Below are 22,857 nucleotides of genomic sequence, written 5' to 3'. Positions count from 1 at the left end.
TGAAACGGGTTATGACAGGACCGGCGCTTATCCCACATCCTCTTCTGCCTGATCAAGAGAGGCGGCTTGGCAGTGCCTCAATTTGGATCTGGGCTATCGACCCGAAGTGGACAGGAACGTTAAGGTAGCTGCTCTTTGCGATCGCCCGGACAAGACCGACGCTTCCGGGGTGGAGAAAGGCGGCAGGCTGCCTATTTCGAAAGAGCGGCTGGAAACAAGGCCGAAATCTTGGCTTCAAAGCGAAAGGAACACGCAATGGCAATGGCAAAGAACACGATTTGTCTTTGGTACGATAAGGACGCCGAGGCCGCCGCCCGCTTCTACGCCGAGACCTTCCCCGACAGCGCGGTTGGCGCCGTCTTTCATGCACCCGGTGACTACCCATCCGGCGAGGAGGGCGAGGTGCTGACGGTCGAATTCACGGTTGCCGGCATCCCTTGCATCGGCCTCAACGGGGGTCCCGCTTTCAAGCACAACGAAGCCTTCTCGTTCCAGATCGCAACCGACGACCAGGAGGAGACCGACCGCTACTGGAATGCCATCGTCGGCAATGGCGGCCAGGAGAGTGCGTGCGGCTGGTGCAAGGACAGGTGGGGGGTCTCCTGGCAGATCACTCCACGCGTGCTGACTGACGCCCTGGCGGCCGGTGGCGCCGAAGCAAAGCGCGCCTTTGACGCGATGATGAATATGAAGAAAATCGACGTCGCGGCGATCGAGGCGGCGCGGCGAGGCTGACGCTCCATCGCGTCTGCGGCCAGATCGCTGCCAGAGCGTGTCTGCTCGCTCCCGAGCGGGCGCTTTTTGGCATCTCGTGGCAGCTCGACAAGACCTTACCGCGACTGATGGGCATGGAGCTCTAGTATGACGAATGTTGAGGTATTGTTCTTCGACGTTCTGGGAACGGTCGTGGATTGGCGCGGCAGCATAGCGGCGGAGGCGGGTTCGTTTCTGAAGCGCCACAACGCTTCTCACATCGACGCCGCGGCTTTTGCCGATGCCTGGGTCGGACGCTACGACGCATCGGTCGAGGCCATCCGCAACGGGCAGCGATCCTTTGTCCCGCTCGATCTGCTCAATATGGAGAACCTGGAAGCCTGCCTGAAAGAGTTCGGGCTGACGCCTTCGGCATTGCCGCGCGCGGAACTGGAAAACCTGAATCTGGCTTGGCATCGTCTGGAACCTTGGCCGGATTCGGTGGAGGGCCTTTCCAGACTGAAGAAACGCTTCATCGTCGCACCGCTGTCGGACGGGAACACGCGGCTTCTGGTGGACATGGCAAAGCGTGCCGGGCTGCCGTGGGATACGATCCTCGGCGCAGATGTCTCCAGGGCCTACAAGCCGACGCCACAGGTATATCTTCGCGCCTGCGAACTCCTGGGTGTAAAGCCGGAGCGTGCGATGCTGGTCGCCGCTCATGACTACGATCTGGACGCCGCCCGCCGATGCGGATTGAAGACGGCTTATGTGGTCCGCGCAAACGCGCAAGACCCCTCGATGGCTGCCAGTGTCGAGCCGCTCGATGGTTGGGACTATATGGCGAGCGACCTGATCGAACTCGCAGAGATTCTAAAGCAGGTTTCCGAACGGATTCCGGCGATGAACAGATCAGGCCACAAAATCTGATCTTCATACTCATATTTAACTGGAACCAACGAAGCCGCCATGGCATGCCGACAATTGAGGCGTGTCCGCGTGCCGCGGAAAGCGCCCGAAGCCGAAGACGCAAGAGGCAGGACGATGGACCAACTGAGCGCGCAAACCCAAATCGAGCACGACACCATCAGATCGGTAATGGAAAAGCTGCGCGCCGAGCACAGCGAGTACGAGATCGAAACCGGGGTCGACGACCAATGGGAGTTTCGTACCCATTACGGCTCGCTCAGCGCCCTTGTCGGCGACCGCAGCGCCCGCATAAAGGTCTATGCCGACGACGAGACCAATCTCTCCTACATGAAGATGGGCGTTGCCGGCCACCTCGCCGAATATCTCGGCACGACCGCCGGAATCCGCTGGCAGGGCGACGGCGCCGAAGCCGGCACCCCGGTCTTCTTCCGCGAACTCACCGTCCTGTCCACGGCCCGGATTTCACCGCACATGCAGCGTGTCCGCTTCTCCGGCAGCGATCTCGGCCGTTTCACCCATGGCGGCCTGCATGTGCGCCTGCTGCTGCCGCCGCACGACCGGCGGCCGATGTGGCCTTCGCTGGGCGCTGACGGCCTGCTGGTCTGGCCCTCGGGCGAGGACGCCCTCGTGGTCCGGGTCTACACCATCCGGGCGATCGACGTCACCGCGGGCTGGGTCGATGTCGATTTCGTCCTGCATCCCGGCGGCGATACGCCGGCCGCGACCTTCGCCGAGAACGCCAAAGCAGGCGATGTCATCGGCATGATCGGGCCCGGTGGCGGCGGGGTCCCGGAGGCCGAAAATCTTCTCCTTCTGGGCGACGACACCGCGCTTCCGGCCATCGGCCGGATTCTTGACGATCTCGCGCCGGCAACCCGCGCCGACGTCTTTCTGGAAGTCGACGGTCCGGCGGATGCGATCCCGCTCGCCGGCGGCGACAATGTCCGCGTCACCTGGCTCTACCGCGATGGCCGCGATGCCGGAACCGCGGGCCTGCTGTCGGAGACGCTCCGCAAGATGAACCCGGCGACCCTGCCACAGGACGTCTACATATGGGCTGGTTGCGAGTTTTCGGACTTCAAGGAAATCCGAAAAATCCTGCGCAAGGAATGGGGGCTAAAGAAGGACTGGCACCTGGTCGTCGCCTATTGGCGACGAGGCATCTCGGGCGAAAGCGACGACGAATAGTTGTCCCGACCGGCGCTCAGCGCCGGTCGGACACCATCGCAATCGCCGGCGCCGCCATGAGCGCTATGACGCCCGCCCCGGCAAAGAAGATGCCGTAGCCGAAATGCTCCGCCGCGTAGCCGGCGAGGATCCCGCCCGCCATGCTCACCAGCGCGTCCATGCACTGGAAGAGCGTGAAGCCCCCCCCCGCCTGCCTCGGATCCGACCAGCGCATGAACTGCGCGTAGAGCGCCACGAATCCGAGCGCCATCACCCCGGACGAACTGGCGACCGCGATGGCTATCAGCGCCCATTTCGGGAAGCCGCCTGAAAAATCGAAGGCCGAGAAGAAGAACAGCGCCGCCGCCTGCAGCAACAGGGCCAGCACCAGTATGTTGCGCACGCCCAATGATTTGACGAGCGCCCCGCCGGCAAGGGCGGCGGCGACGCCGATGAACATGCTGCCGACGCCATTGACGACCCCCACCGTCGCCAGGTCGAGACCCGCATCGATCAGGAACGGCCCGAGCATCGCCATGCTCGCCTTCTGCGCGATAACGTAGATCGCCGCCGCCGTCAGGCCGCGGCGTATCTCCGGCCGCCTGAGCGCCGCCATCAGCGAGGGCACATGCTCCCGCGTCTCGTTCGGCATGCGGGAGACCGCCCCGAACAGGAAGGGCAGCCCAAGCAGCAACAACAGCAGCGCCATGCTCCAGACCGCGATCAGCCAGCCGGACGCATCGACGAGCACCAGGAACAGCCCCGCGCCGATCGCCGCGCCGAGATACGCGCCGCCCACCTGCGCGGCGTTGCCCCAGCCGTGGTTTTCCTTGGCAAGGCTCTGCACCGCAAAACCGTCGCAAGCGATGTCGACCGTCGACGTGGCAAAGGCGACCACCGTCAGGCAGGCCAGCATCGGCATCAGAGCGGCCGGGCCGATCAGGCCGGCGACCAACATCCCCGCGATCGAGACGAGGCCGCCCGCGACGACAATCGTTCCGGTCCGGTTAGGCCCCACGAGCGGCAGCCGGAAGCGTTCTACCGCCGGCGACCACAGGAATTTCAGCGCCCATGGCAGGACGATCAGCGAGACGAGGCCGATCTGGTCGAGCGGCAAACCCTCGGCGCGCATCACCGCCGGCAGGCCGTGCCAGGTAATGCCGCCGATCACGCTCTGCGCGACGTAGAGGCCGCCGATCGCCATAACGATTGCGAGCGGCGACGACGCCGGCTTGGGGGCTGGAGCGTGCATCAGAACCGATACCGCAGGCTGGCGGTCGCGTTGAGGCCCTCGTCGAAGTAGCAGTAGCCTGCCGAGCAGTTCTGCTTCCTCTCGTCGAACAGGTTCTTGGCGTTGACCTGCAGCATGAGTCCTTCGAGGTTCGGATTCTTTCTGCCGAAATCGTAGGACAGAGCCGCGTCGACGAAGACCCGGTCCTCGTTCTCGAAAGTGTTCAGGTCGTCGCCGAAGCTGGTGCCGACATAGCGCACGCCGGCGCCGATCCCGAGCCCTTCCAGGGCGCCGCTCTCGAAGTTGTAGTGACCCCAGAGCGAGAAGATGTCGTTCGGCGTGGCGGAAAGCTCTTTGCCGTCGGTGCTCTGCGGACCGTTTCCGATGTCGATGTCCGCTCCCTTTTCAATTTTGACGCGCAGATGTGTGTAGGATGCGATCAGGCTGAAGCCGTTGTCGAAGGAGGCATTCGCCTCCAGTTCGAAGCCGCGCGAGTTCAGGTCAAGCTGGCGCTGGCGGTTGACCCCGGTCGAGGTGTCGAAGACGACGCCGTCCTCCTGATCGATATCGAAGACTGCGGCGCTGACTACGGCATTCGTGTCCGGGATCTCGTACTTTATGCCGGCTTCCATCTGCGTCGCGATGGTTGGGCGTGCGGCGCGGCCAAGGTCCGCCGGGTTGGACGGGTCGTCATAGACGAGACCAATGTTCGGCGAGAACGAAGTCGAGTAGTTGGCATATGGGATGATGCCCCATTCGGTCCGGTAGGAGGCGCCGAGCCGATAGGAGAATGCCTCGTCCTTCTGGTTGGTCTCAACGAAGGCGGTGTCGACCGAGTCGGTGTCGACCCAGTCGTAGCGGCCGCTGGCGAAGAGCGTAAGGTCGTCGATTTCTATCTGATCGTGAAGGTAGATTCCCACCTGGTTCGCGCTCTGGCTGCCGGCGAAGGGTGGGTCTCCCGCACGCGCATCGTCGACGGTCGGATAGAAGGTCGCGGAATAGGCGCTGTAGTCGGTCAACGCGTAGTCAATGCGGCCACGGCCGTGTGCTGGGCGATTCCGGTCTCGAACTCGAATTGTCCCATCGTGTCGACGACAAAATTCTGCATATCCTCGACGTAGTAGCCGTAGCCCCTCTGCAAGTCCGGTACGCCAGCAACAGGATAGTGGTAGCTGTATTCCAGATCGGCATCGACCGCCGAGTAGCGCAGGTTCTGGCGCAGCGTGAACAGTTCGTTGAACCGGTGCTCGAACTCGTAGCCGATGCGGCCCTGATCGTTGGTGAAGTCGTTGTAGGCCGGATCGCCCTCGTAGAGGTCGGAGGCGACGCCGTAGGCCGGGTTGTAGAACGCGGCCGTACCGCCCGTGACCGAATGCGAATATTCACCGAGGATCGTCAGCTTCGTGTCCTCGTCCGGCTTGATGGTGAAAGCCGGCGCCAGATAGAGCTTGTCGTCCGGATAGCCCGGCAGTTCGGTATTGGAGAGCCGCCCGAGCCCGGTAAACCGATAAAGCATCGTCGCTTCGTCATTGACCGGACCGGAGAAGTCGACGCCGATCTGCGCGCGATCATGGAGGCCGCCGAGCACCTCCACTTCCCGGAACCGCTCTTCCTTCGGCCGCTTGGTGACGAGGTTGACGATGCCGCCGGGACCGCTGATGCCGTAGAGCGACGAGGCCGGGCCCTTCAGTATGGTGATGCCTTCTATGCCATAAGGCTCGGTCTTGAACCAGGCCGATGGGCCGTTGTACTGGCGCAGCCCGTCGCGGAACATGCCGTTGTAGTGAGCCGGGAAACCCCGCAGGAAGAACGCATCGTAGCGCGTGTCGAAGCCGAACGTGTTCGGGTTGGCGCTCGCCGTATAGGTGAGCGCCTCGTTCAGCGTCCGCGGCTTCTGGTCCTCGATCTGGTCCTGCGTCACCACCGAAATCGCTTGGGGGATCTCGACGATCGGCGTATCGACCTTGGTGCCGATCCGGTCCGTCTTGGCGACATAGCCGTCCTGCACCAGGATGTCGTCGCTCTCGGCCTCGACGCTTATTTGTTCGAGCACTGTCACGCCGCGTTCATCCTGGGCGAAAGCCTCGTGAGTCGCGGCCAGCACCGCGGCGCTCCCCAGCAGGATCAACCCCCACCGGCCCGTTATCGTCTGCGTCCCCATAATTCTCTCCGCTCGCGGTCTGCCTTGTTCGCGATAGGCGGGTTCACAAATCTGACTGTTTGAGTCAAGTTATTTTTCGGGCGCGACGGAAGCATCCACGCGGCAAGACGCCGGTCGGCCAAGTGGCTCCAATCAATTCCAGTCTCCTCGCCGAACCGAGCCCCCGGTACTCCTTGCCGCGGCCTTTGCCGGGTTCTACGCTCCCCCGCATGGCTCTGCGCTTCGCCCTCGACTACCCGCTCATGCACTGGCTCCTGACCGACGCCAGGCGGATCAGCGATCCGAAGGCATTCCTCGCCGCGCTTGCCGAACAGTTCCTCGCCCACGGTATAGAGGTGGCGCGGCTCACCACCGGCGTGCCGATCCTGCACCCGCAGGTCCATTCCTACAGCGCGCGCTGGGAACTGGGCAAAGGCGTGTCCGATCGGTTCTTCCGCCTCACAGCGGAATCCGTGCCGGTGCTGGAGAACAGCCCGGTTAAGACGGTGTATAGCGGCGGCGGTTCGGTGCGCTGCGACCCTACTGCGCCGCCGCGCGAAGGCGAGTACGGCATCCTCGCCGATCTTCGCCGCGACGGCATGACCGATTATGTCGCGCTGAGCATTCCCTTTTCAGACGGAACGTCCAAGCTTCTGACCGTCGCGACCAGGCGCCCGGGCGGCTTCACCGACGAGGAAATGGAGCTGCTGGAGGTGATGACGCCGGGAGTCGCGGTCAATCTCGAGGTTCAGGCGCTCCGCCTGACCGCGCGAACCCTGCTCGATACCTACATCGGCCGCCAGGCCGGCGCGAGGGTATTGGAAGGGGCGATCAAGCGCGGCATGGGCGAAACCATTCGCGCCGTCATCTGGCTCTGCGATCTTCGCGGCTTCACCAGCCTTTCCGAAAGGCTGCCGCGCGACGCCCTGATCGAGCTTCTCAACGCCTATTTCGGCCGCATGTGCGCGGCACTCGACGCAGGCGGCGGCGAGGTGCTGAAATTCGTCGGCGATGCGCTTTTGGGTATTTTTCCCATCCTCGACGAGGATCCGGCCCCGGTCTGCGCCCGCGCGCTCGCCGCGGCTGACAATGCACGGGAAGCGATCGCCGCATACAACGCCGAACGCGCCGGCACCGGCGAGCCGCGGATAGAGCACGGCATCGCTCTGCACATCGGCGATGTGATGTACGGCAATATCGGCGGCGAGAGCCGGCTCGATTTCACCGTCATCGGCCCGGCGGTCAACCTCGCGGCGCGGATCGAAGGGCTCTGCCGTGATCTCGGCCGTCCGGTCCTTCTCTCCGATGATTTCGCCGCCGCCTCCGGCCTGCCGGCGGACTCCCTCGGGACTTTCGAGCTGAAGGGCCTGACCGGCTCCCGGCAAATATACGCACCGCCCGCAGAGATTGGCGCGGCGGCGGCACGGCAATCCTGACAAGAACCGCCGGCCGAATCGTCAGCCGCTGGCGCGCTCCTGCCTTACAGGAACGGCAGAGTCCTGGCTGAATTGCATCACCTCGTCGGCGATCTCTCCGTTCAGTATCTCTTCGAACCTGTGGAGCGCGCGCGCGACATTGGCGCCATCCATCACACGGTGGTCGTAAAGGATGCGGACGGTGACCGATCCGTCCTCGCCGATCGGCCCGTAATTGAGCAGTGTGGTCAGCGGCGTGAGCGGGTTGAGGGATTCTGCCCCAAGTCCCGAATAGACGGAGAACTGGAACGTGCCGAAATAGTTCGGCCTCTGCCGGGCAATGTTCAGCCCGAGCCACATCAGCGCCCTGCGGATCGGCGTCGGCACGCGGGCCATCTTCAAGGCGCGCCGGAACTCCTTGATCTCCATCACCGGACGTGACCGTGCCGCGTGAATCGATGCATGCAGTTCGGCGATGGAGCAGCGCTCCGGCCCTTTGATTCGGCTCAGCAGCACGGCCCGCTCGCCCTCATATTCGCGCTCATGGGCGATCGAGGCGACGCTCACCGGGTATTCGTAGAATTGCGGCCAGGGAAGCTTGACGTAGGCACGCCGGAACTCGGGCGTTTCCCGGGCGAGAAGCGCGTATCCCTTCACGAAGATCGCACTCCAGGAGGGTTTGGGCTGCTGCGCCATTCTGGCTGCCACGAGCGGCGCGAGATTCATACGACGCTGCACGGTGACCCGCGGCACTCCGATCGAAAATCGCATCAGGTCGCCGACAAGGCGTCGGGGCGCCGAAATCTTTAGTGCTCGGCCTCGCATGACAGGACCTCTAGTAAAGATAAGGGATTATTCTTTTGGTCCTCTCCATATAGGCCCGATATTGCGGGCCGAAATTCTCCAGCATCATACGCTCTTCCTTGTCCACTCGCAGGAAAAAAAGGACTGCGAAACCGATAAGCCCCGCCAGGCCTGCGACCCAGTTCGACAGCAGAAATGCCTGGCCGAGGCCCATCAGCATGAAAGAAGTGTACATGGGGTGCCGGACCAGGGCGTATGGTCCGCCACTGACCAGCGCGTGCCTCTCGCGGATCTCAAGCGTGATCGACCAGTTCCGGCCGAGTTCCTTGTGCGATCTGCGAAAGACCCACAGCGCCGAGGCGAAAATGATCGCCCCAAGTGCGACCGCCCACCATCTCGCCGGATAGTCGGCTGCCTCCGGAGTTCCGGTCGCGACATAGAAGCCGGGCAGGATCGCCAGCCCGAAGAGGGCCGAGACAAGCCCGACGATTTCGGACGGCGAGCGGCGATTGGTTACCACCCGTACGCGTTTGGCCCGTCGCTCGAAGGGATATCGAATCACGTACCAGCCGACGATCCCGAGCACCCATACGATCTCGCCGACTGAACTTGCTACCATGCTCAATTTAACTCACCGGCCCCTTTCGGCGGTATGGACGTCTTCGGGGGAGGCGCGGCCGCCTCGGACATCCTCGATCTCCTAGCGGGCGGCCGTTGCAGGAGGCGCGTTTCCTTCTCCAACTCCCGGAGGGCCGGTATAGCCGATTGCATTCGGCCCGCCATTCATCTGTCGAAGCTTGGTGATGAAATCTCGCGGCATAAGCCAGATGCCGGGCGTCTTGTAGCCCATGAACTTGGCGATATCGGCAACGAAGGCGTTGCAATTGTAGAGCGACGCGTGCCAGAGCGGCGAGCTACCCTGCAGTTTGCGTATATATGCCACGACCTTCCTGTATTCGGGCTCGGAAAGCGGAACTGTCCAGCTCGCCGATCGGTACTGGATTTCCAGATCGCCGTCGGTCCATCCAGTGGAGGCCGGCACCGGCGCGAGATGGCCGAGCATATAGATATTGGGATCGTCGGACTTCGGAGCGAGGCCGGCGACTTGGGGATTGAGCATCTTTCCCGATTCGCTCATGCGCCCGAAAATCACGAAGGAATGCCCGTATGTATAGGCATAGCGGGAGCGGAACTCGATGAAATACTGTCCTTTTATCGAATTAACCGCACGCGTCGGCGCCCCGGCAGCCGCCAAGGTCCGTTCATCGGACGTGAACTTCACTTCAGGTTTAACCTGCGATTGCGATTGGCATGACGCCACCGCGAGCGCGAGCAGGGCCACAAACACTGAACGGCCGCTTACAAGCGTCATATCATTCCCGAACTCCGAGGAGCGCAGATCAAACGCGGATCCTGCCCGCCACTGCTAACCTCACGACCGAGCCGAAGAGTCGCCCGATCCGGATTGCTGATTCGTGGGAAAGGGCCAGCGGCCCTTTCCCACTACCGGCCGAAGCCGGTATTACTTGTACACAGGCGCCGGCGCCGGCTCTTCGACGATGACAGGCGGCGGAGCCTTCCCCTTCCCTTTGCCGATATCCATGTTTGCGCAGCCGCTCAGACTGGCGACGGCAAAGATGGAAACTGCGGTAACTAGAAGTCTGCTCATTAAATCGGTCCTTTCCCCGAAGGCGGAATAGGTAGTCTCAGGCAAATACCACATAGTGGTTCGTAAAGGTTAGACGCGAACCAGCCCTTAGCCTAGTGCAGGAAAGACACAGTTGAGGCTAGTTGCCGATATGCCTAACGGAAATGTTACGGGCCGGTTCCATCACGGAATGTAGCATCGCTGTAATATTCAGACGACCAGCACTGAGGTTCCCACCGGGGTGCGCTCGTAGAGGTCGACGATGTCGTCATTCGTCAAGCGGATGCACCCGCTCGAAACCGACGTGCCGATCGACCAGGGCTCGTTCGTGCCATGTATCCGGAACATGGTGTCGCGCCCGCCGCGGTAGAGATAAAGGGCGCGCGCCCCGAGCGGGTTATCCGGTCCGCCGGGCACTCCGCCCGCATACTGCACCAGGCGCGGTTTGCGCCGCATCATGTTGGCGGTAGGCGTCCAGGAAGGCCAGACCGCCTTATGTCCGATCCTCGCATTGCCCTTGAGCGTGAGGCCCTGCTCGCCGACGCCGACGCCGTAGCGCGTCGCCCAGCCGCCCTCCTCAACGGAATAGAGGTAATATTCCGACGTATTGACGACGATCGTTCCAGGCGCCTCGCCGCCATCATAGCGCACGCGCTGCCGCCGATAGCGGGGATCCACCCGATAGGTGTCCGCCGAAAGAGCAATCGGGATCGGCTGGACCACATCCTGTATCGTCGACATGCATCCGGAGGTCATCAGCGCCAGACCGCCTACAATCAGCCCTCGGCGCGTAATCTTTTCATTTTTCATTTTTGCCCGCTCAGGAATATCGGCCCCGCCATATTGGCCTCTCTTAGCACTTCAAATCCCGTCGGGCCAAGCCTCGCCGTCGCTCGATCGACCTTTCCTGCGCCTGCTGTGTCGGCGATGCATCGGCTCCTGCATCTCTTCCTGACACCCTTCTGTCAGTATGTGATTCGCGCGGCGGCCTTTGCCGATGCGCCACCCTTTCCATTTCCGGCGATTCTTCCCATATTCGGCGCATGGCCAAATCCCCTGAAAAGAAGAACCCGCCCGCGGCGGCGGACCAGGACAATCGCTTCGGCTTCGCCGAGGCGCCGCAGGCAGAATTTGCCGGCGCGCCGCTCGGCGGCTCGATCTCGGATTGGGCCGAGGAGATTTCGCGCGAGGCGGAGCGCCGCCCCTCACCCCAGCGCAAGCCCTCCAAGAAAATCCCCGAGCGCTCCGCCGCCCCGAGCAAGACCGCGCGCGGCACCTCGATGGGCGGCGCGGCAACCGCCAAGGAACGCGCCGCCGCCGGCCTCAATCCCGTCGCCGGCCTGGACATTTCACTGGAAGACGCCGAGCAGATGTCGTCCGGCGGCGTCACCGCCACGGTCGCCGCGCTCTCGGCGCTGATCGAATCCGGCAACCCGCTGCACAAGAACGGCGAACTCTGGGTGCCGCACCGCCCAGCCCGCCCGGAAAAGTCCGAAGGCGGCGTTGCGATAAAGATGGTCTCGGATTTCGAGCCGGCGGGCGACCAGCCGCAGGCGATCCGCGACCTCGTCTCCGGCATCAACGAAAACGACCGCACCCAGGTGCTGCTCGGCGTCACCGGCTCGGGAAAAACCTTCACCATGGCCAAGGTGATCGAGGAGACGCAGCGCCCGGCCCTCATCCTCGCGCCCAACAAGACGCTCGCCGCGCAGCTCTATTCCGAATTCAAGAAGTTCTTCCCGGAGAACGCGGTCGAGTATTTCGTCTCCTATTACGACTACTACCAGCCCGAAGCCTACGTGCCGCGCACCGACACCTTCATCGAGAAGGAATCGTCGATCAACGAGCAGATCGACCGCATGCGCCACTCGGCGACGCGCTCGCTGCTGGAGCGCGACGACGTGATCATCGTCGCCTCCGTCTCCTGCATATACGGTATCGGCTCGGTCGAGACCTACACCGCCATGACCTTCCAGATGGAAGTCGGCGACCGCCTCGACCAGCGCCAGCTCCTCGCCGACCTCGTCGCCCAGCAATACAAGCGCCGCGACATGGATTTCACCCGCGGCTCCTTCCGCGTGCGCGGCGACACGATCGAGATCTTTCCCGCCCACCTTGAAGACTCGGCCTGGCGCATTTCCATGTTCGGCGACGAGATCGAGTCGATCACCGAGTTCGACCCGCTCACCGGCCAGAAGACCGGCGACCTGAAGAGCGTGAAGATCTACGCGAACTCGCACTACGTCACGCCGCGCCCGACGCTCAACCAGGCGATCAAGTCGATCAAGGAAGAGCTAAAACTCCGCCTCGCCGAACTCGAACGCGCCGGCCGCCTGCTCGAAGCCCAGCGGCTGGAGCAGCGCTGCCGCTTCGACCTCGAAATGCTGGAGGCCACCGGCTCCTGCGCCGGCATCGAGAATTATTCGCGCTACCTCACCGGCCGCCGCCCCGGCGATCCGCCGCCGACTTTGTTCGAATACATCCCCGACAACGCGCTTGTCTTCGTCGACGAGAGCCACGTCACCGTCCCGCAGATCGGCGCCATGTATCGCGGCGACTTCCGCCGCAAGGCGACGTTGGCCGAGTACGGTTTTCGACTCCCCTCCTGCATGGACAACCGGCCGCTGCGCTTCGAGGAGTGGGACGCCATGCGCCCGCTTTCCATCGCCGTTTCCGCCACGCCCGGCGGTTGGGAGATGGAGCAGGCCGGCGGCGTCTTCGCCGAGCAGGTCATCCGCCCCACCGGCCTGATCGACCCGCCGGTCGAGGTCCGCCCGGCAAAAACCCAGGTCGACGACGTCGTCGGCGAGATCCGCGAGACCACGGCCAAGGGCTACCGCACGCTCTGCACCGTGCTCACCAAGCGCATGGCCGAGGACCTCACCGAATACCTGCACGAGCAGGGCATCCGCGTGCGCTACATGCACTCCGACATCGACACGCTGGAACGCATCGAGATTCTGCGCGATCTGCGCCTCGGCGCGTTCGACGTTCTTGTCGGCATCAACCTTTTGCGTGAGGGCCTCGACATCCCCGAATGCGGCTTCGTCGCCATCCTCGACGCCGACAAGGAAGGTTTTTTGCGTTCAGAGACGTCGTTGATACAAACGATTGGCCGCGCCGCACGCAACGTCGACGGCAAGGTCATCCTCTACGCCGACAACGTCACCGGCTCGATGGAGCGGGCGATGGCCGAGACCAACCGCCGCCGCGAAAAGCAGCTCGCCTGGAACGAAGCCAACGGCATCACGCCTGAATCGGTCAAGTCGCGCATTTCCGACATCCTCGACTCGGTCTACGAGAAGGACCACGTCCGCGCCGACATCTCGGATTTCACCTCCGAGGGCGCGCTGATGGGCAACAATCTCAAGGCGCACCTGGAGCATCTGCAAAAGAAGATGCGCGACGCCGCCGCCGATCTGAACTTCGAGGAAGCGGCCCGCCTGCGCGACGAGATCAAGCGTCTGACCGAAATGGAGCTCGCCGTCTCCGACGACCCGCTCGCCAAATACGCCGAAACCGAAAGCCCGGTCTCCGGCCGCGAAAAGGGCAAGCACAACAAGGGCCGCGCCGTGCACCGGGCGGTCGATGATAACGGGCGAAGCCCGAGCCGCCGACCGGCGGCCGCGCCTTATGGCGCGCCCCCGCGGAGCGAGCCGCGCAGCGGCGACAGCGTGAGCGAAAAGAAGCCCTCCCTCTTCGCCAAACCGCATCTCGACGAGATGGGCACGTCGGGCGACCATGCCGTTCCGGCCAATGCCGTCCCGCGCTCGCTTTTCAAGAAACAGACCGTCGCTGAAGCCCACGGCTCCGACTATGGCATGCCGGACGACGGTAAATCTCTGTTCCGCAAGAACAGCCTCGACGAAATGACGGTCCGCCGCACCGAAAAGCCCGCCGGCGGGACGCCTCCCTCCCCCTTGAGGGGAGGGTCGGCCGCTGAAGGCGGCCAGGGTGGGGTCGCCGATGAAGCGCGGGACGCAAAACCCCTCATCCGTGCCCGTCCCGGCGCCGGCTCCTACGAAGATCCCGCCGACGCCCGCCGCCAGAAACGCCGCCCCGGCAAGACCGGCCGCCCGGGCAACTAGCGCCAACCTACCTCTCCCCTTGCGGGAGAGGATAGTTCGCCCCGCGAGCGAAGCCGAGCGGTTCGGCGAACTTGGTGAGGGGGTGCCCCAGTTGCTCGCCTCTCCCGCCCTCATTAACCATCCTGAACGCCAGATGAACGGCGCATTATCGCGCCGTTCAGCGCCCTGCGCGCATCATCGCGGCCACAGTGAAGGAGAGACCCCATGGCCACCATCCACGGAACCAATTATTCCGAGAGCATCTACGGCACCGCCTACGGCGACACGATCTACGGCTATGGCGGCCATGACTACATAAACGGCCGCGCCGGCAACGACCTGATCTTCGGCGGCTCCGGCGACGACGACATTCTCGGCGGCACGGGCGTCAACAATCTGTGGGGCGGCACGGGCGCCGACTGGTTCATCATGAGCGCCCGCTCGACCGGCTCCAGCACCGACTGGATCGGCGACTTCACCTTCGACGTCGACCGCATCGACGTCTCTGCCTGGGGCGTCAGCGACATCAGCCAGTTGCGCGCGCTCATGTACACCGATTCCACCGGCAGCGCTTCGCTGAACGCGTTCTACAACGGCTACAGCCACTATCTCACCGTCGACGACGTTTCCATCGGCGAGTTGCTGGCCGAGGATTTCGTGTTCTCCAATTCGGGCGCCAAGAGCGTCGTCGGCACCGCCTATGCCGACACCCTGTTCGGCTCGCGCTATGCCGACTCGCTCACCGGCGGCGGCGGCAACGACAAGCTGCTCGGCGGCGTCGGCAACGACCGGCTCAGCGGCGGCAGCGGCAATGACGACCTGCATGGCGGCTACGGCGCCGACGTGATGACCGGCGGCAGCGGCTACGACGCATTCGTCTTCGCCGCCGCGTCCGAAAGCACGCCCCCCAGCCGCGACCGCATCACCGATTTCCAGGAGGATATCGATTTCATCGACCTCGCCGACATCGACGCCAACGTCAACTACTCCGGCAACCAGGCCTTCCGCTTCGTCGGCGGCGGCGCGTTCACCGGCGCGGGCCAGCTCCGCTATACCTTTTCCGGCAGCGACACGATCATCTCGGGCAACACCGACAGCGATTCCACCCCCGAATTCCAGCTCGCCCTCAGCGGCGACCACTACATGATCGCCGACGACTTCGTGCTGTGAAGCGGCTCCTTACCTTCTCCCCGTTCTGAGCTTGTCAAAGGATACGGGGAGAAGAGGCCCGAAGGGCCGGGGCGGCGCCAACGCCACTCCGCCACAACTCGACGCCGCTCATGGTGAGCCTGTCGAACCACGCCGCGAGCGCGTCGGCATCGGCTCCTACGAGGATCCGTCCGACGCGCGCAAGCAGAAGCGGCGGTCGAAGAAGATCGGCCGGCCAGGGCGTTGAGCTAGCTTGGTCGTGCCCGCCTATGGTATCAGCGTCTCTATGGGAAAGCTTGATATCAGTGACATCCACTCTTTCAACCAGACACGGTCCGCGGACGAACTGGAGCAGCTCGAGCGGATGATCCGAGCGGAACTCTGGGATCATCAGATCGAGGCGGACTCGGCCGCCGGAAAGCGGACGCTGGGGCTTGCTATTGCGGTTTGCCGGTGAAAGAACGCCAATCGAATGACTGAGATTAAGATGGCATCCCATTCAATCGCCAGATCGATCATCCTCGGCTTGAGCCTGCTGTGCTCGGTGCATATCAGTTTGGCCGAAGACCAGGTCGTATCGGTCGAAACTGACGATCCCGAGATGAATGCAGCGATCGACAAGGCGAGGAGCACTCTCCCCTATTTCTGGCAGCATCTGTCCAATCCAGGCGAAGGCGAGCAACGATTTTCCGTCAAGATCCAGATTACGCACGGCGACGAGGTTGAGCACTTCTGGTGCGGGCCGGTCGTCGGCGCTGCGAGCAAGGCGATCTGCAACATCGACAACGACCCGCAGTCGGTTTCGAATGTTCAGCTTGGCCAGGAAATGTCTGTTGAAAAGGAATATGTCTCCGACTGGATGTTCATGCGCGGCGACAAGATCATCGGCGGCGAAACAATAAAAGTGATCCTGCCGCGACTTCCAAAAGAAGAGGCGGACCAGCTCGGGCTGCAATTCGGCGAGCCCTGAAGAACGGGGACCGCCAGCGTTGCGGCAAGCCTCGTTCTCCCCCGTCCCTCACGGGAAGAAGGCATTCTCGATTTCCGCGAAGTCCCACGCCTGCCGGTCATCGATGCTGGCGGCTTCAAGAAAGCCCCGAAGGAAAAGGACGGCGGACAGGCGGGTTTCGAGTTCTGAGCCGGAACTCCGGACCACGCCCCCTCCACCATGCTTCGCATGGTCCCCCTCCCCCGCTTCGCAGGGGAGGAACCAACGCAGCGGCCGTCAGCAACGCTGATCCTCCCCCGTTTACGGGGGAGGGGGACCGCCGAAGGCGGTGGAGGGGGCGAGCCTCGCGCCGGTCGCATGTCCATGTGGATAGAATCCACACTCATTCCGGCCCTACCGAAAAAAGATCCATTGCGGATCAATGGCATAACACCCAGCCCAAAATTTTCCTCACCCCCTTTTGTTCACACATCCTGCCCCTCCCGCATAATCCGCACTGATCGACCTGTACGCACCCGGGCAGTCGCCGTGCCCGGAGGTGCTGACGGCGGTGCAACTGCTCGCCTGGGGCGAAGGCTTCCACGCCGAATGCCCGAACCATGCCTGCCGCCGCGCCGGCCTGTGTCAGGCCAGTAGCATCGAACCGGAGTGCGCGCCGCTATGGCCCGAGGCGCTCGGGAGGCGATTGGACGATATGCTCGTCGGGATCGCGCTTTCGGCCTTTCGCACCGAAGCCTCCCGCGCGGCGATCCACGCCCGTCTCGTGCAGGCCTTTGGACCGGACCCGCAGGCGCCAAGCGGGAAAAAGCGCAGCAGGTCGGCAGCCGGGACGCCCGGATGAAACGCGCCGGCGCGCTCCCTTCTCCCCTTGTGGGGTGAGCAGCCGGTTCGCGGAACGCGAATTCATCGTGCCGGTGGCACGGTGAAAGGCCGGCGAACGCCGGGACGGTGCGAAGCACCGGGGACCCGGCCGGACAAGGTGGATTGGCGCGAAGCGCCAAGACGGATGAGGGGTGTTGGAAGAAATGAGGCGGAGAAGGTGGAGTGCACGATGCGATCAATCAAGAACTGTGGCGCTCCACGCAACACCCCTCATCCGACCTCCCCTTCGGCAAGCTCAGGGTCGGCCACCTTCTCCCACAAGGGGAGAAGGAAAGAGAGACCATGCCTCTCAGCACGGTCCGTTCGGATCGACGATCCGGTAGTCGGCCGCCAGCGCCTCGCAGGAATTGCCGAAGGTCCGCACATTGCCGCGCCTCGTCGCGCAGACCGGCCGGTACTCGCGGGTGCAGAAGCGCGGCTCCTCGCTCCCTCCGCCGCCGCGGCGGCATTCGCCCTCGCTGATGATGCGGTAGCCGGCCCGGTCGGCGAGGCAGGAATTGGAGAAGGTCCGCCGCTCCGCGCCGCGCCGTCCGCACACCGGATCGTATTCGCGGGTGCAGGCGTCGGGTTGCGGGCGCGGGTCGCGCCGGCACTGGCCGCGGTCGACGACGCGGTAGCCGGCCTGGTCGGCCAGGCAGGCATTGGCGAAGGTCTGCCGGTCCGGCCCTCGCCGCCCGCACACCGGGTCGTATTCGCGGGTGCAGAATTCCGGCCCCGGCGGCAGTGGGCGTGGTCCGGGCCCCGGCTCGTCGACCACCACCGTGCAGGCGGCGGCCACCGCCATCACCAGCGCCAGCAATGCGCCGCGCCAAAAGACTGCTCTGGAAATCATTGATCGCTCTCCTCCGGTCCCGTCCGCCGCCCCTCGGCTGCGATCCTTCCGATTCCGCGTACGAATGCAATCCCTGTCCGCTTCAGGATGTGTTTCAATTCGGAAACCATCGCATGCAACGCATGCGGGCCGCATCTTGCCTGGAATGTATTTCCGTGCGATAAATTCTGTGTTCGGGCATTTGCTGACCCGGAGACTGGACCGTTTTGGACGAAACCTTTCCCCGACACTGTGAATATCTGACGACCCCTTCTTTTGGCGGGGGGTTCGACGTTGCGCGAATGCACGACCGCCAAGCACTGAGAGGAGCCTGCCACCGAGGCGCGGCGGTACGGCAGGAAGCAGACCAACGAAACGGGTGAAGGAGTTCTCCCATGTCCCAGAGCGGAACCGTTAAATTCTTCAACGCCACCAAAGGCTTCGGCTTCATCACGCCCGATGGCGGCGCCAAGGACGTGTTCGTCCACATCTCGGCGATCGAGGCTTCCGGCCTGCGCACGCTCGTCGATGGCCAGAAGGTCACCTTCGACGTCGAGCCCGACCGCATGGGCAAGGGCCCCAAGGCGGTCAATCTCAGCGCGGCCTGAGCCTCGCGTAAAACGGATTTTCGAGGCGCGGCGGCCGGTCCGCCGCGCCTTTCCGCTTGTTGCGGCGCGGGTGCGAAGTCGCTGTTTTCGCCCGCAAAAGATTTGCTTGCCCCTGTCCCGAAAATGAAGGACAAATTCTGACTTCGGGCATTTGCCGGCCCGGAGACTGGAATAGCCGGCCCCGGGGTATGACAGCGAAAGACTTCGGGTGGGTCGCGAAACGAGAGGGTTTTGGCAGGGCCCCGGCGCGACAAGTCTGTTTCTGCTCCTCCAGCAAACGTCCGGGACCGCGCGGATTTCGACCGCCGGACATGGACCACGCTTGGAGGGAGTTCCCCATGCCGCAGACCGGCACAGTAAAATTCTTCAATCATGCCAAAGGCTTCGGCTTCATCACGCCGGATGATGGCGAGAAGGACGTCTTCGTGCATATCTCCGCCGTCCAGGCGTCGGGCCTGCCCGGCCTCGAGGATGGCCAGAAGGTGACGTTCGAGACGGAGCCCGACAAGCGCGGCAAGGGTCCGAAGGCAGTCAACCTGTCGATCGGCTGACGCGCCCGTTCCGAATTGCGCCGCATTTCCGCGAAATACGGTTGCGGCGCGGCTGTCAGGTCGCGTTCAGCCTGCGTTCAGATGCCGGGGCGTATTTCCGGTTTTTACGCCTGCCCACCGCAGTCGGGACAGGTGCGAAGGAGACAGATATGAACCGCATCCTCAAGACCGCCATTCTCTCGGCCGCAGTCGCCGCCACCACTTTCGCCGCCCTGCCCGCCGCCAATGCCGGCGACAACTGGCGCCGCCATCATCGCCACCATTCATCTAGCGGCGATCTGGTCGCTGCCGGCATCCTCGGCCTCGCCGTCGGCGCGCTCGCAGTCGGCGCCGCAAACGCCTCGCGGCCCGAATACCGCGTCTATGACGATTACGATTATCCGCGCGATCGCCGCTACTATTCGGCTCGCCGCTACTATCCAGTCCGCCGGGAATACGTTGTCGACCACGGCTATGGCGGTGCGCTGGAGCCCTGGACGCCCGAATGGTACCGCTACTGCGAAGACCGCTACCGCAGCTTCAACGCCCGCACCGGCACCTTCACCGGTTACGACGGCCGCAGGCATTTCTGCACCGCTGGATAACCGCAGCTGAATACGGACGAAAAGGCCGGACCGCATGCGCGATCCGGCCTTTGTCATGTCAGAAACGGATTGCTCAGCCTTTCCTCGCCGAACCGCCCGCCCGGCCCATGCCCGCAAATGAAGCCGATGTCGTCGCCGAGCGGCAGCAGCTTTTCCTTGATCGAGGCGATCAGGCTGGCGTGATCGCCGCCTGGAAGATCGGTGCGGCCGACGGAGCCGCGAAACAGCACGTCGCCGACATGGGCGAATTTGGCTGCCCGGTTGTAGTAGACGACGTGGCCGGGCGCGTGGCCTGGACAATGCAGCACCTCGAAGACATGGCCGTCAAAGGTGACTTTCTCGCCCTCGCTCAGGAAGCGGTCAGGCACGCAATTGCGAACGCCCCCGCTTGTCAGGCCGAACCGCTTCGCCTGGTTTTCGAGATTGTCGAGCAGCGGCTTGTCGGCTTCGTGAGGTCCAATGATCTCGACGCCCAGTGCTTCTTTCAGGTCCATTGCGCCGCCGGCATGGTCGATATGGCCATGGGTCAGCCAGATCGCCGTGACGGTAATGTTGTTGTCGGCGAGCGCCGCCAGGATGCGGTCGACGTCGCCGCCCGGATCGACCACGACGCCCTGCTTGCTGTCCGTGTCGAACAGGATCGTGCAGTTCTGCTCGAACGGCGTGACCGGAATGATGCCGGCATTCAACTGACCCATGTCTTTCCTTTCGCTGGCTCGCCTTCATTTAGGCGAGGCACGCCGCTGCGTCCACGGTATCCGCTGGTCAAACAAAGCGGGCGGCCCGATTTGCAAACATGCTCTGGCGCTTAGCGCTTGTTCATCGCGCCCATCACCGCGCCGACGATCCCCGTCAGCACGCCGCCGCCGACAAGCCCGCCTACCGCATCTCCAAGCGGGCCGGTCAGCGCGCCGGTCATGCTGGGATCGCTCAGAAGGCTGGCGAGAATCTGTCCACCGCCAATACCGCCGACCGCACCCGAAATCACCTTGGTCACTGTACTCATCGCCGCCTGCTTCAGCGCGGCTCCTGCTCCGAGCCCGCCAACAGCGCCGGTTACTGCCTGTATGATGATCGGAAGAAGCGCTTCCATATAGTTTCCCTCCAACGATAGCCGACCTCCGCGAGTCGGTGCGTCCATCAGAAACGGAATTATACGAAAGTCAAATGACCTATGGCTCAAATGAAACGGGCGGCCCGAAGGCCGCCCGTGGAAACAGCATGAGCGCGCCGGCCTATTCGGCGGCGATGGCGTGGTTGGGCTGAACGGCTGCGGAATAGTCGTTCATCAGCGTCTTGGTGATCTCGCCGACTTCGAACCGGTATGGCCCGATCTCCGAGACGGGCGTGACTTCGGCGGCGGTGCCGGTGAGGAAGCACTGCTCGAAGCCCTCAAGCTCTTCCGGCTTGATGATGCGCTCCACCACTTCAAACCCACGCGCCCGTGCCAGATCGACGACCGTCTTGCGCGTGATGCCATTGAGGAAGCAATCCGGATCCGGCGTATGGATTTTGCCATCCTTGACGAAAAAGATATTCGCACCGGTGGCTTCGGCGACATAGCCGCGCCAGTCGAGCATCATGGCGTCAGCAAAACCCTTGGCCTCGGCGGCATGTTTGGACAGGGTGCAGATCATGTAGAGGCCTGCTGCCTTGGCGTGCGCGGGAGCAGTGCGCGGATCGGGTCGGCGGTACTCAGCCATATCGAGCCGGATGCCCTTAAGTTTCTGCGCCGGATCGAAATAGCTCGGCCACTGCCAGATGGCTATGGCGCAGTTGATGCGGCTGTTCTGCGCCGAAACGCCCATCTGCTCGCTGCCGCGCCAGGCGATCGGCCGCACATAGGCGTCGCGAAGGCCCTGCTTCTTGAGCAGTTCGCGGCAGGCGTCGTCGATTTCGGCGACCGAATAGGGAATCCTGAAGCCGAGGATGCGCGCCGATTCGTGCAGGCGCTCTGTGTGCTCTGTAAGCTTGAAGATCTCGCCGCCATAGGCGCGTTCGCCTTCAAATACGGCGCTGGCGTAATGAAGGCCATGCGTCAGAACGTGGATCTTGGCGTCCGCCCAGTTGACGAACTCGCCATTCATCCAGATGAAGCCTTCGAGCTGGTCGAAAGGAACGGATGCCATCATAACCTCCCGCGGATCTGCGCCCGCACTTCATTGTTGTCAATTTTCGGCCGGCTTTACAGCAGCGGCCACTGTCACAAGAGTAGGCGTATATAAAAGCCAAGGCAAACTCAGGAAGTTCCGGGAAAACCCGCGCTAGCTCGCCTTTTCGTTCGCAATCCGCCGAAAACCTTGGCAAAAATTACCAACAGCGGAAAAATATGTCAACATGGCTGACATAAATTCGAGAACTCTTCGGAAACCCATGGCAGACAGCGCAAACGCCAAACCCATCAGGACGGCCCTCTCCGGCGAGGACGGCATCGATCTCGCCATCATCGAGCTGTTCTTTTTCGCGTATCGCGACTTCACCTCCGACCCGGATCTAATTCTGGCAAAGTATGGTTTCGGGCGGGCCCATCACCGTGTGCTCTATTTCGTCAACCGCAAGCCGGGCCTGACGGTCGCCGAACTGCTCGACGTTCTGAAGATCACCAAACAGAGCCTGGCGCGCGTGCTCAAGCAACTGATCGACAGCGGCCATGTCACGCAAGTCCAGGGTCCGCGCGACAGGCGTCAGCGCGAACTGTATCCCACTGCGCGAGGCCGGACGCTGGCGTTGGCGCTGGCCCGGCCACAGTCGCGCCGCATCCGTGCCGCATTGGAAAGTTCTACATCCACCGAACGCGAAGGAATCGAGCGATTTCTGAAGGCGATGGTGAACCCGGAATTGCGAGCCCAGATCGACAATTTGCCGGGCAACATGCCAGGGGAAGACCATGGAAAGCAATGAACTGGCCAATAACTCGGCGGCGCCGGACGACGACGCGCCGCATCTACTCGTCGTCGACGACGATACCCGCATCCGCAATCTCTTGAAACAATACCTGACCGAAAACGGTTTTCGCATCACCGTAGCGGGCAATGCCGCCGAAGCCAGGCGCCAGCTTGCCGGCCTCGATTTCGACCTGCTGATCGTCGATGTCATGATGCCGGGCGAGAACGGCGTGGACCTGACGAAGGCCCTGAGGGCGGAAAAGTCCGTTCCCATTCTGATGCTGACGGCGCTGTCTGAGACGGACAGCAGGATCGACGGGCTGGAAGCCGGCGCCGACGACTA

At 63.2% G+C, this 22,857-nt stretch carries 27 protein-coding genes; 14 read left to right on the top strand and 13 right to left on the bottom strand.

The features are described from left to right. Nucleotides 1-261: 261 nt before the first annotated feature. The 3 genes from MAXJ12_RS09645 (at nt 262) to MAXJ12_RS09635 (ending at nt 2,811) form a co-directional block, all read left to right on the top strand. Complete coding sequence (locus tag MAXJ12_RS09645; protein ID WP_008835640.1) at nt 262-735, top strand: VOC family protein; 474 nt, start codon at nt 262-264, stop codon at nt 733-735. Between the two features lie 126 nt (nt 736-861). After that, a complete protein-coding gene (locus MAXJ12_RS09640) occupies nt 862-1,623 on the top strand; it encodes a haloacid dehalogenase type II (RefSeq protein ID WP_008835639.1) in 762 nt (253 codons plus the stop codon). Nucleotides 1,624-1,737: 114 nt separating this feature from the next. Beyond that, nucleotides 1,738-2,811, top strand: a complete 1,074-nt coding sequence (locus tag MAXJ12_RS09635) for a siderophore-interacting protein (protein ID WP_008835638.1) — start codon at nt 1,738-1,740, stop codon at nt 2,809-2,811. Between the two features lie 16 nt (nt 2,812-2,827). On the opposite strand, the gene MAXJ12_RS09630 is transcribed toward MAXJ12_RS09635, so the two are convergent. The 3 genes from MAXJ12_RS09630 to MAXJ12_RS38740 are packed head-to-tail and all read right to left on the bottom strand — an operon-like array spanning nt 2,828 to nt 6,182. Then, on the bottom strand, nt 2,828-4,042 hold the full coding sequence (locus MAXJ12_RS09630; protein WP_040585569.1) for an MFS transporter: 1,215 nt from the start codon (nt 4,040-4,042) through the stop codon (nt 2,828-2,830). Beyond that, nucleotides 4,042-5,040 carry a TonB-dependent receptor domain-containing protein gene (locus MAXJ12_RS38745; RefSeq protein ID WP_244421472.1) on the bottom strand — a complete coding sequence of 333 codons (999 nt, stop codon included), beginning with the start codon at nt 5,038-5,040 and terminating at the stop codon, nt 4,042-4,044. The genes MAXJ12_RS09630 and MAXJ12_RS38745 overlap by 1 nt, the downstream gene beginning before the upstream one ends. Then, nucleotides 5,037-6,182 carry a TonB-dependent receptor plug domain-containing protein gene (locus tag MAXJ12_RS38740; RefSeq protein WP_244421471.1) on the bottom strand — a complete coding sequence of 382 codons (1,146 nt, stop codon included), beginning with the start codon at nt 6,180-6,182 and terminating at the stop codon, nt 5,037-5,039. Before MAXJ12_RS38740 ends, MAXJ12_RS38745 begins: the two co-directional genes overlap by 4 nt. 209 nt (nt 6,183-6,391) lie before the next feature. Here MAXJ12_RS38740 and MAXJ12_RS09620 point away from each other — a divergent pair, with 209 nt between their 5' ends. Next, nucleotides 6,392-7,597, top strand: coding sequence for an adenylate/guanylate cyclase domain-containing protein (locus MAXJ12_RS09620; RefSeq protein ID WP_008835636.1), 1,206 nt, complete (start codon nt 6,392-6,394; stop codon nt 7,595-7,597). 21 nt (nt 7,598-7,618) lie between these two features. Here MAXJ12_RS09620 and MAXJ12_RS09615 read toward each other — a convergent pair whose 3' ends face one another. The 5 genes from MAXJ12_RS09615 to MAXJ12_RS09595 form a co-directional block, all read right to left on the bottom strand. Then, a complete protein-coding gene (locus MAXJ12_RS09615; protein ID WP_040585567.1) occupies nt 7,619-8,401 on the bottom strand; it encodes a hypothetical protein in 783 nt (260 codons plus the stop codon). 10 nt (nt 8,402-8,411) lie between these two features. Further along, nucleotides 8,412-8,999, bottom strand: coding sequence for a protein-S-isoprenylcysteine O-methyltransferase (locus MAXJ12_RS09610; protein ID WP_008835634.1), 588 nt, complete (start codon nt 8,997-8,999; stop codon nt 8,412-8,414). Nucleotides 9,000-9,080: 81 nt separating this feature from the next. Then, entirely contained in the window at nt 9,081-9,752 is a 672-nt protein-coding gene (locus MAXJ12_RS09605) for a hypothetical protein (RefSeq protein WP_008835633.1), read from the bottom strand. A 150-nt stretch (nt 9,753-9,902) separates the two neighbouring features. Beyond that, nucleotides 9,903-10,049: a hypothetical protein gene (locus MAXJ12_RS38735; RefSeq protein WP_008835632.1), complete on the bottom strand. Its 147-nt coding sequence runs from the start codon at nt 10,047-10,049 to the stop codon at nt 9,903-9,905. Nucleotides 10,050-10,238: 189 nt separating this feature from the next. Continuing rightward, nucleotides 10,239-10,838, bottom strand: a complete 600-nt coding sequence (locus MAXJ12_RS09595) for a L,D-transpeptidase (RefSeq protein ID WP_008835631.1) — start codon at nt 10,836-10,838, stop codon at nt 10,239-10,241. Nucleotides 10,839-11,071: 233 nt separating this feature from the next. Between MAXJ12_RS09595 and uvrB the strand changes: the two genes are divergently transcribed. From uvrB to MAXJ12_RS09575, 4 genes are all read left to right on the top strand, one after another. Then, the gene (gene uvrB / locus MAXJ12_RS09590; protein ID WP_008835630.1) at nt 11,072-14,116 is read left to right on the top strand and encodes an excinuclease ABC subunit UvrB; all 3,045 of its coding nucleotides are present in this window, start codon (nt 11,072-11,074) and stop codon (nt 14,114-14,116) included. Between the two features lie 204 nt (nt 14,117-14,320). Then, nucleotides 14,321-15,265 (top strand): calcium-binding protein, encoded by a 945-nt coding sequence (locus MAXJ12_RS09585; RefSeq protein ID WP_008835629.1) that lies wholly within the window; start codon nt 14,321-14,323, stop codon nt 15,263-15,265. A 232-nt stretch (nt 15,266-15,497) separates the two neighbouring features. Continuing rightward, nucleotides 15,498-15,701 carry a hypothetical protein gene (locus tag MAXJ12_RS09580; RefSeq protein ID WP_008835628.1) on the top strand — a complete coding sequence of 68 codons (204 nt, stop codon included), beginning with the start codon at nt 15,498-15,500 and terminating at the stop codon, nt 15,699-15,701. Nucleotides 15,702-15,731: 30 nt separating this feature from the next. Beyond that, nucleotides 15,732-16,214 carry a YegJ family protein gene (locus MAXJ12_RS09575; RefSeq protein ID WP_008835627.1) on the top strand — a complete coding sequence of 161 codons (483 nt, stop codon included), beginning with the start codon at nt 15,732-15,734 and terminating at the stop codon, nt 16,212-16,214. A 48-nt stretch (nt 16,215-16,262) separates the two neighbouring features. Here MAXJ12_RS09575 and MAXJ12_RS37595 read toward each other — a convergent pair whose 3' ends face one another. Beyond that, the gene (locus MAXJ12_RS37595; protein WP_008835626.1) at nt 16,263-16,400 is read right to left on the bottom strand and encodes a hypothetical protein; all 138 of its coding nucleotides are present in this window, start codon (nt 16,398-16,400) and stop codon (nt 16,263-16,265) included. 343 nt (nt 16,401-16,743) lie between these two features. On the opposite strand from MAXJ12_RS37595, the gene MAXJ12_RS09570 reads away from it, so the two are divergent. Continuing rightward, the gene (locus MAXJ12_RS09570; RefSeq protein WP_139043844.1) at nt 16,744-17,034 is read left to right on the top strand and encodes a hypothetical protein; all 291 of its coding nucleotides are present in this window, start codon (nt 16,744-16,746) and stop codon (nt 17,032-17,034) included. Between the two features lie 330 nt (nt 17,035-17,364). Here the strand turns inward: MAXJ12_RS09570 and MAXJ12_RS09565 are convergent, their stop codons facing one another. Continuing rightward, a complete protein-coding gene (locus MAXJ12_RS09565; protein WP_008835624.1) occupies nt 17,365-17,907 on the bottom strand; it encodes a Kazal-type serine protease inhibitor domain-containing protein in 543 nt (180 codons plus the stop codon). Nucleotides 17,908-18,281: 374 nt separating this feature from the next. On the opposite strand from MAXJ12_RS09565, the gene MAXJ12_RS09560 reads away from it, so the two are divergent. The 3 genes from MAXJ12_RS09560 (at nt 18,282) to MAXJ12_RS09550 (ending at nt 19,629) form a co-directional block, all read left to right on the top strand. Then, a complete protein-coding gene (locus MAXJ12_RS09560; RefSeq protein ID WP_008835623.1) occupies nt 18,282-18,494 on the top strand; it encodes a cold-shock protein in 213 nt (70 codons plus the stop codon). Nucleotides 18,495-18,832: 338 nt separating this feature from the next. Next, nucleotides 18,833-19,045 (top strand): cold-shock protein, encoded by a 213-nt coding sequence (locus MAXJ12_RS09555; protein WP_008835622.1) that lies wholly within the window; start codon nt 18,833-18,835, stop codon nt 19,043-19,045. Nucleotides 19,046-19,194: 149 nt separating this feature from the next. After that, nucleotides 19,195-19,629: a BA14K family protein gene (locus tag MAXJ12_RS09550; protein WP_008835621.1), complete on the top strand. Its 435-nt coding sequence runs from the start codon at nt 19,195-19,197 to the stop codon at nt 19,627-19,629. Between the two features lie 53 nt (nt 19,630-19,682). Here the strand turns inward: MAXJ12_RS09550 and MAXJ12_RS09545 are convergent, their stop codons facing one another. The 3 genes from MAXJ12_RS09545 to MAXJ12_RS09535 all read right to left on the bottom strand — a co-directional run bounded on the left by MAXJ12_RS09545 (nt 19,683) and on the right by MAXJ12_RS09535 (nt 21,758). Then, nucleotides 19,683-20,327, bottom strand: coding sequence for an MBL fold metallo-hydrolase (locus tag MAXJ12_RS09545; protein ID WP_008835620.1), 645 nt, complete (start codon nt 20,325-20,327; stop codon nt 19,683-19,685). 110 nt (nt 20,328-20,437) lie between these two features. Then, entirely contained in the window at nt 20,438-20,722 is a 285-nt protein-coding gene (locus MAXJ12_RS09540; RefSeq protein ID WP_008835619.1) for a hypothetical protein, read from the bottom strand. 142 nt (nt 20,723-20,864) lie between these two features. Then, the gene (locus tag MAXJ12_RS09535) at nt 20,865-21,758 is read right to left on the bottom strand and encodes a branched-chain amino acid aminotransferase (RefSeq protein ID WP_008835618.1); all 894 of its coding nucleotides are present in this window, start codon (nt 21,756-21,758) and stop codon (nt 20,865-20,867) included. A 244-nt stretch (nt 21,759-22,002) separates the two neighbouring features. On the opposite strand from MAXJ12_RS09535, the gene MAXJ12_RS09530 reads away from it, so the two are divergent. Then, on the top strand, nt 22,003-22,530 hold the full coding sequence (locus tag MAXJ12_RS09530; protein ID WP_008835617.1) for a MarR family winged helix-turn-helix transcriptional regulator: 528 nt from the start codon (nt 22,003-22,005) through the stop codon (nt 22,528-22,530). After that, on the top strand, nt 22,517-22,857 hold a 341-nt coding region (locus tag MAXJ12_RS09525), incomplete at its 3' end, for a response regulator (protein WP_008835616.1). The genes MAXJ12_RS09530 and MAXJ12_RS09525, both read left to right, overlap by 14 nt.

The organism is Mesorhizobium alhagi CCNWXJ12-2 (genome assembly GCF_000236565.1).
Lineage (GTDB): Bacteria > Pseudomonadota > Alphaproteobacteria > Rhizobiales > Rhizobiaceae > Allomesorhizobium > Allomesorhizobium alhagi.
This window is presented reverse-complemented; position numbering and strand designations above follow the sequence as displayed.

Bases quoted from the DNA above. Each gene is read 5' to 3' on its own strand.
- MAXJ12_RS09645 (WP_008835640.1), top strand. From the start codon at position 262: ATGGCAAAGAACACGATTTGTCTTTGGTACGATAAGGACGCCGAGGCC.
- MAXJ12_RS09640 (WP_008835639.1), top strand. From the start codon at position 862: ATGACGAATGTTGAGGTATTGTTCTTCGACGTTCTGGGAACGGTCGTG.
- MAXJ12_RS09635 (WP_008835638.1), top strand. From the start codon at position 1,738: ATGGACCAACTGAGCGCGCAAACCCAAATCGAGCACGACACCATCAGA.
- MAXJ12_RS09630 (WP_040585569.1), bottom strand. From the start codon at position 4,042: ATGCACGCTCCAGCCCCCAAGCCGGCGTCGTCGCCGCTCGCAATCGTT.
- MAXJ12_RS38740 (WP_244421471.1), bottom strand. From the start codon at position 6,182: ATGGGGACGCAGACGATAACGGGCCGGTGGGGGTTGATCCTGCTGGGG.
- MAXJ12_RS09620 (WP_008835636.1), top strand. From the start codon at position 6,392: ATGGCTCTGCGCTTCGCCCTCGACTACCCGCTCATGCACTGGCTCCTG.
- MAXJ12_RS09615 (WP_040585567.1), bottom strand. From the start codon at position 8,401: ATGCGAGGCCGAGCACTAAAGATTTCGGCGCCCCGACGCCTTGTCGGC.
- MAXJ12_RS09610 (WP_008835634.1), bottom strand. From the start codon at position 8,999: ATGGTAGCAAGTTCAGTCGGCGAGATCGTATGGGTGCTCGGGATCGTC.
- MAXJ12_RS09605 (WP_008835633.1), bottom strand. From the start codon at position 9,752: ATGACGCTTGTAAGCGGCCGTTCAGTGTTTGTGGCCCTGCTCGCGCTC.
- MAXJ12_RS38735 (WP_008835632.1), bottom strand. From the start codon at position 10,049: ATGAGCAGACTTCTAGTTACCGCAGTTTCCATCTTTGCCGTCGCCAGT.
- MAXJ12_RS09595 (WP_008835631.1), bottom strand. From the start codon at position 10,838: ATGAAAAATGAAAAGATTACGCGCCGAGGGCTGATTGTAGGCGGTCTG.
- uvrB (WP_008835630.1), top strand. From the start codon at position 11,072: ATGGCCAAATCCCCTGAAAAGAAGAACCCGCCCGCGGCGGCGGACCAG.
- MAXJ12_RS09585 (WP_008835629.1), top strand. From the start codon at position 14,321: ATGGCCACCATCCACGGAACCAATTATTCCGAGAGCATCTACGGCACC.
- MAXJ12_RS09575 (WP_008835627.1), top strand. From the start codon at position 15,732: ATGGCATCCCATTCAATCGCCAGATCGATCATCCTCGGCTTGAGCCTG.
- MAXJ12_RS09565 (WP_008835624.1), bottom strand. From the start codon at position 17,907: ATGATTTCCAGAGCAGTCTTTTGGCGCGGCGCATTGCTGGCGCTGGTG.
- MAXJ12_RS09560 (WP_008835623.1), top strand. From the start codon at position 18,282: ATGTCCCAGAGCGGAACCGTTAAATTCTTCAACGCCACCAAAGGCTTC.
- MAXJ12_RS09555 (WP_008835622.1), top strand. From the start codon at position 18,833: ATGCCGCAGACCGGCACAGTAAAATTCTTCAATCATGCCAAAGGCTTC.
- MAXJ12_RS09550 (WP_008835621.1), top strand. From the start codon at position 19,195: ATGAACCGCATCCTCAAGACCGCCATTCTCTCGGCCGCAGTCGCCGCC.
- MAXJ12_RS09545 (WP_008835620.1), bottom strand. From the start codon at position 20,327: ATGGGTCAGTTGAATGCCGGCATCATTCCGGTCACGCCGTTCGAGCAG.
- MAXJ12_RS09540 (WP_008835619.1), bottom strand. From the start codon at position 20,722: ATGGAAGCGCTTCTTCCGATCATCATACAGGCAGTAACCGGCGCTGTT.
- MAXJ12_RS09535 (WP_008835618.1), bottom strand. From the start codon at position 21,758: ATGGCATCCGTTCCTTTCGACCAGCTCGAAGGCTTCATCTGGATGAAT.
- MAXJ12_RS09530 (WP_008835617.1), top strand. From the start codon at position 22,003: ATGGCAGACAGCGCAAACGCCAAACCCATCAGGACGGCCCTCTCCGGC.